Below are 5,536 nucleotides of genomic sequence, written 5' to 3' on the forward strand. Positions count from 1 at the left end.
CGCCCTCGCGGCCCTCCAGGCTCGAGTCCTTGCCCAAACAGGCGAGCCCCACAACAAGATCAAGACGACGTGTTAATGATCTGCAAGCCCTTAGGACACCGCGAAGCCGAACACCCCGGCGTAGAACCGCAGTTCCTCTTCCAGGCACGCCATCAGGGTCGACTGTCGGCGGAAGCCGTGTCCCTCACCTTCGAAGGTGAGGGACACGAACTGCCCTTCCTGCAGGGAAAGCGCACGCACAAAGGATTCGGCCTGAGAGGGCGGGCAGACCACGTCCTGCGTTCCCTGCAAAAGGAGCAGCGGTACGCCGATGCGGTCTGCGTGATGGATCGGCGACCGGGCACGGTAGAGGTCCGTGTGGTGCTTCGGGCCGATGAGCGAGTCCAGATAGTGCGACTCGAAGTCGTGGGTCCCTCCTTCGGCGAGAGAGAGAAGATCCATCACGGGATAGAAGTGGGTGGCACAGGCGTAGAGATCGCCCGCCGCGACCGAGAGTGCCGCGGTGAACCCTCCGGCGCTGCCGCCGCGGATCGCCACGCGTCCCGCGGCCGCCGTACCTTCGTCGATCAGGGCCCGTGCGACGGCGGCGCAGTCCTCGACGTCCACCACGCCCCACTGCCCGCGCAGCCGTTCACGATAGGCACGTCCGTATCCGGGTGTGCCCCCGTAGTTGACTTCGGCCACGGCGATGCCTCGGGAGGTGAAGTACGCGATCTCCGGATTGAGAGCGAGGGGAGCTCTGAGACCTGGACCGCCGTGCGCCCAGATCACCAGCGGAGGCACCTCGTTCGGCGGGCCCGTGAATCCGGGGTTGCGCGGGGAATACACCTGGGCCTGGACCGCTTGGCCTCCAGGGCCGGCGAAGGTACGGGGCACGGGTGCCGGCAGGTATTCGGCGTCCACCGTGAACCTGGGCTCAGGACTCACGACCCGGACTGCCGGCGAAGCCGTGTTCACCTCCACCACCTCGTAGGGGGTGTGACGTCCGGCGGCCACGCCGACGATCCGGTCCTCGGCGGCATCGAGATGGGGCAGCCATTCGTTTGCCGGCCCCGGTACGTCGACGAGTTCCCCGCGATCGAGGTCCAGGACGGCGAGTCGCTGTCCTCCCACTCCGTGCAGGACGGCGAGGCGGCCGTCGGACAGCGGCCAGAACCACCGGTGTCCCAAGCGCTGAAGGCCGGCGAACTCTTCACTGGCCCGATACAGCGGCCGCCTGTCCCCGCTGTCGGGGTCCACCGCGTACAGGTTCCACCACCCGGTGTCTTCACAGGCCGCGACCAGTGTGCCGTTGGATGACCATTCCGCCTGGGCCACCGGATCGCCGGGCCCGCCCGTCAGCGTCCGGGCCTGCCGCAGGAAGCCGTCGTCGCTCACCTCGGCTATGCGCAGTTCAGCCGCGTCCCAGGGCATGTGGGGGTGATCCCAGCCAAGCCATACGGCACGGCGTCCGTCGGGCGACAACCGCGCCTGGGAGACAAAGCGGTGTGCCGGGGGCGACAGCTCCCGGACGGCAGAGCGGTCCGCGGCCGCCGCCCCGTTCAGGGGCACCGCGGCATGGACTCGCCGGACGTCACCGGCACCCTTGCCGGTGAACTCCTCGAGCACACAGCGGACTTCGCCCCGTTCGAGATCCACCATCGGCTCGGCCCAGCGAAGGCCTGCGCCTACCGGCGACAGGGGAGTCAGCGGATGGGGAGCGCTGGGCAGATCCCGCTCGACCCGGAAGGCGTACAGCCGCTGGTCCCCGCAGTGGACAAAGACAACAAGCGTTCCCGCCTCGGTGTGCGCGGCGGCCCAGGGGCGGCCGCCGTACTCGATGACCCGGCTGCGCACATCCCAAGGGGCGGGCAGCAGTGACTGCGTCACACCGTCCGCGCGTCGGCGGACGAGCGCTGTGCGGCCGTCTTCCTCGGGTCGCGGTTGCACCCACCACACCTCGTCGCCGACCGTGCCGACGTACGCGGGTGCCGCGATCTGCCCGGCGGCCAGACCTGCCGTGGCGATTCGGCTGCTGATGGGGGAGTGCCATGAGCCGAAGGGAGCCACCGTCCTCACAGCGCCGCCACCTGGCGAAGGGGCGCAGGACAGCGGGCGATGATGTTCATGGGGCTCCATCCCGAGGGTTTGCAGGGTTGCAACGCATCCCATGGACGCGACTGCTGCCCGCCGCTTTCGCGTAACGACCGCGCCATGGCTCGAGGCCATGCGGGCACAAGGTGTGCTTCACCTTCCTGGGTTCCCTCCACGCTGCACCGGGGCAGAGAGGACCGCCCGCCGTTGCACCGTGACGCCGTGCCGGCCAAGGAGGTACGCCTAGGTCCTGTCGCCACATTCCCGTCGTCCGCCCGGAGGGCAGGCGGGAATGTGACGACAGGACCTAGGAACGCCTGGCGCGGTAAAGGCCCCGGCCGGTTCGCTGGACACGGGAGGCACCGACAAGACGGTCGAGGGTGCTGCGGACTCCGTTGATGCTTCCGCTGTCGGTGTCACGGCCGAGAGCCGCGGCAACATCACGGGCCCGCACGTCGACCTCGCCGACGCCCGCGAAGTACTCCATGATCTGCTCGGTGAGCTGGCCGTATTTCTTCTGCCCGTCCGTGTCGGTGCCTGCGGCGGCACGTTCTGCGTCCTTGCCGCTCTTCGGCTCCTGAGCCCCCAGCGCGGACTTCGCCGGGACGTCCACAGACTCGGAAGGAGCACTGTCAATCTGCGGTGCGACGGGCGCCACAGCCTGGCCCCGCTCCGCGGTTGCAGCACCGGCCGTGCCCGCCGTGCCCGCCGAGGCCGCAGAGACCGGGTTGAGCATCAGGGTCTCGAGGGCACTGAGGGCCCGCTGCACCGAGCCGAGATGCGCCACGACCGCAGCCAGTTCCCTTTCCAACGCCTGCTTCTGGACCTGCAGACGAGCCAGATCTTCTTGAAGGCCCTCGGCGGTGATCTCAATGTTATGCGCCGTGCGGGTTACAGAGACCATGTGTTCCTCTCATCCTCAGCCCTTCATGCCACGCCCCGGCTCACTTACCGTGCCGCTCGGTCCCCATGCGGGAACGGGTGCCCTCCGCCATCATATGCAGTGGCCCATCCGGGATGTAGATGCACCAGACGGACCCCCACGGCTTCGTCAAGAGACAGACCTCACTGATGACGAAGCACGAGACAGGGCAGGTCACCGTGGTGGTCGGAAGGCTGCCCTCGAGGCGGCGGGAACGGCGGTCCGCCGGGAATCCTGAGGATGGTCCGGCACGTGTTGAACAGTATCGCAACAATTATTGCCACTGTTCGCGGCAGACGCAATGGGTATGAAAGCACTCGCTGTCAGCAACCGACGGTCCGCTGTCCGCCGTTCTGGTGGCGAGGCCCGACAGAACCGGTGGACGAACCACGCCGCCCACCGCCCTCGTCGGTCCGGGTCCTGCTGCCGACCGGCAATTCCCCGCAGGGCCTGTCCGGCGGATCATGCCGGAGACGCGGGACCGGCACGCCGATCGCCAGCAGGGCAGGGAGGCCTTCCGCCCTCTCCTGGCACGCGTCGTCCGCGAGGCTGTCGGCGTCCTACCGGCCGGGTGATGTGCGGTGATTTTCACTGTCTGAGGCCTGGGCAGAGGCGGAGGGCGCGCGATGCAGCAGGTGCAGTGCGTCGGAGACCGCCTTGATGCGTGCATCAACAGTGTCAATTGCCTCCTGAAGCATGCGGAGACGGGCCTCGAGCAGGGCGGCCTCGGTTGCCAGAGACACACTGGCGGCGGCCGGGTCGGAGGGCTGGTCAGGGTCTCGTCGTGGCATCATGCGTCTTTCTGCGGCTCAAGCCGGGAGTCGTACGAAACCGGAGTGGGTGCCCATGGGCACAAGGGCACCGTGCGGCTCAGCCGTTCGCTGCCAGGAACGGCCTGCGACCGACGCCGCGACCAAGCCACGCGTCACCGCATCAGCACACTTCGTGGTACGGGAGCGTGCACGCGCGCCGGACGGGACACGCAGGCGGCCTTCGGACGGCCATGGGCGACGGCTGGGGTCGGGAGATGCGAATGCCCTGAGGCCGGCCCTGCCGACCGGGAAAGCATGGGCAGTTGTCCCGCGGATGCGTCGGTGGTCCCTGGATCCCGAGGCCATACGTACTCCCTTCCTCACTGCGAGGGCCTGCGCGAGCGGCGCGCAAGCCACCACCCGCATTGACCGAACAGCCACCGGAGATGTGACAACCCCGCAGCGATGCGGCGACCCGTACGGGCCCGCCGTGGCCGGCGAACCCCCTCGCCCACAGCGCGAGGCATCCGGCGGCCGCGGCGCTCCGGGCCCGGGGGAGCCGGTGTTGATCAGCCACGCGCCGTGGGGCGGCGCACCGGCACCGCCCCGAAGAAGGGCTACTCGAAGTCACAGCCCGGGTTGGGGGCGTCACGGGAGAAGGGGGCGCCGTGCGGCAGGACGTAGAGAACCTCCAGCACGACGTCCGTGGCGCCGAGGTTCTGGCCGAGGTGCACGCGGTCGGCGCCGGAGGGCTCCTTCAGGAAACTGCCCTGGGGGTACACCCCGTCGGAAGCGCACGTGGAATCGAAGTGGCTGAGGTTCCCCTGCTTGACCTGCGCGTACAGGGTGCCGTCGTGGAAGTGCCAGCCGGTCGCCTGACCCGGCGGGATGGTGACCTCCCGCAGAATGTAGTCGTTCCCGCCGATGGTGTACTGGGCGATGACCTTGCCGGTCACGCCAGGACCCCCCGGGGTGGCATACGCGACCCCGGGAAGGGACAGACCGGCGAGCAGAGCGCCAACGGCTCCTATACGGGACAGAGTGTGCATACGCGTTCCATCTCATGGAGAATGAGGTGATGACCGGGCCGGGCCCGTGCCGATCGCCGCCCGCTCCATGACGTCACACGATTGCTTTCCGGAGCTGAGCGGCCAGCCCGCGCTCACCTTAGGCCACGACCGCACACATGGTTGAACTGTTCGCCAGGTCGTCAACGAAAAGTGTGGGATAGTGTTTTCCCTGCTGGCCAACGGGCGCAAACCGGTTTGGTCCCGTCAGGAGTGTGCCTGGCAGACCGGACATAGTCAGCCGAGCAAACGCCCGAGACGCCCGCGCGAGCAGCATCACGCAGGGACAGACGCTCTGTTGTCGTCGCTTCCTGTTCTCCTCCCCCCCCCGAAGGCGCAGCGCCTCCCCCACCTTTGTCCCGGCGCAGGTGCCGCCTCGGGAACTTCTTCCACCGTGAGGGAAAGGTGTTTCCCATGGCCGAGCTGTTCTACGACGACGACGCCGACCTGTCCATCATCCAGGACCGCAAGGTCGCGGTCATCGGTTACGGCAGCCAGGGCCACGCCCACGCGCTGTCGCTCCGTGACTCGGGCGTCGACGTCCGGGTCGGTCTGCACGAGGGCTCCAAGTCCAAGGCGAAGGCCGAGGAGCAGGGGCTGCGCGTGGTGAGCCCGTCGGAGGCCGCTGCCGAGGCCGACGTCATCATGATCCTGGTTCCGGACCCGATCCAGGCCCAGGTCTACGAGGAGTCCATCAAGGACAACCTGAAGGACGGCGACGC

The 5,536-nt window shown here is 68.3% G+C and carries 4 protein-coding genes; 1 reads left to right on the forward strand and 3 read right to left on the reverse strand.

Going from position 1 to position 5,536, the window contains the following annotated elements:
- Positions 1-90: 90 nt before the first annotated feature.
- From AB0D57_RS46935 to AB0D57_RS46945, 3 genes are all read right to left on the reverse strand, one after another.
- Positions 91-2,058, reverse strand: a complete 1,968-nt coding sequence (locus AB0D57_RS46935) for a prolyl oligopeptidase family serine peptidase (protein WP_362088645.1) — start codon at positions 2,056-2,058, stop codon at positions 91-93.
- A 322-nt stretch (positions 2,059-2,380) separates the two neighbouring features.
- Positions 2,381-2,977 carry a hypothetical protein gene (locus AB0D57_RS46940; RefSeq protein ID WP_362088646.1) on the reverse strand — a complete coding sequence of 199 codons (597 nt, stop codon included), beginning with the start codon at positions 2,975-2,977 and terminating at the stop codon, positions 2,381-2,383.
- A gap of 1,387 nt (positions 2,978-4,364) precedes the next feature.
- On the reverse strand, positions 4,365-4,796 hold the full coding sequence (locus AB0D57_RS46945) for a cupin domain-containing protein (RefSeq protein ID WP_362088647.1): 432 nt from the start codon (positions 4,794-4,796) through the stop codon (positions 4,365-4,367).
- A gap of 432 nt (positions 4,797-5,228) precedes the next feature.
- Between AB0D57_RS46945 and AB0D57_RS46950 the strand changes: the two genes are divergently transcribed.
- On the forward strand, positions 5,229-5,536 hold a 308-nt coding region (locus AB0D57_RS46950; protein WP_362088648.1), incomplete at its 3' end, for an NAD(P)-binding domain-containing protein.

The sequence above is a fragment of the Streptomyces sp. NPDC048275 genome (assembly GCF_040652275.1).
Classification (GTDB): domain Bacteria; phylum Actinomycetota; class Actinomycetes; order Streptomycetales; family Streptomycetaceae; genus Streptomyces.